This window comes from Aquabacterium sp. A7-Y, assembly GCF_026153205.1.
GTDB lineage: Bacteria > Pseudomonadota > Gammaproteobacteria > Burkholderiales > Burkholderiaceae_C > Caldimonas.
Map to the genome: position 1 here is coordinate 1 of NZ_JAPFBW010000092.1, position 676 is coordinate 676.

Sequence of the window (676 nt, forward strand, 5' to 3'; positions counted from 1 at the left end):
CCTACACCTACACCCCGAACGCCAACTTCAACGGCAGCGACAGCTTCACGGTAGTTGTCACCGATGCGCAAGGCGCCACGGACACCATCACGGTCAACGTAACGGTCAACGAGGTCAACGACAACCCGGTGCTCGTCGGCACGCTGAACAACGTCAGCAGCACCGATGCCGCCACCGTCAGCATCCCGGCCAGCTCGGTCTTCCGCGACGCCGACATCGCCACCAACGGCGACCGGCTCACCTTCTCGGCCACCGGCCTGCCGGCTGGCTTGAGCATCGACCCGAACACCGGCGTCATCTCCGGCACCCTGCCCAACGACGCCAGCCGCCCCGCGGCCTACACCATCGAGGTGACCGCCACCGACTCCAAGGGTGCCAAGGTCTCCTCCAGCTTCGAGCTGTCGGTCAACAATCCCGCTCCGGTTGGTGCTGACGAGAACCAGACAGTTGCCGAAGACGGCTCGCTGAGTGATGCCGTCAGCGCGACCGATCCCGACGGCGATGCGCTGAGCTATGCGATCGACACTGCACCGACGAACGGTACCGTGGTCGTCGACGCCAACGGCAGCTACACCTACACGCCCAACGCCAACTTCAACGGCACCGACACTTTCACTGTCGTCGTCACCGACGCGCAAGGCGCCACGGACACCATCACGGTCAGCGTGACAGTCAA

At 64.5% G+C, this 676-nt stretch carries 1 protein-coding gene; it reads left to right on the forward strand.

Annotation, left to right across the window (positions count from 1 at the left end; genetic code table 11):
• Positions 1-676 (forward strand): Ig-like domain-containing protein (locus OOT46_RS30665; protein ID WP_265407410.1); only part of this gene is annotated, 676 nt, incomplete at both ends.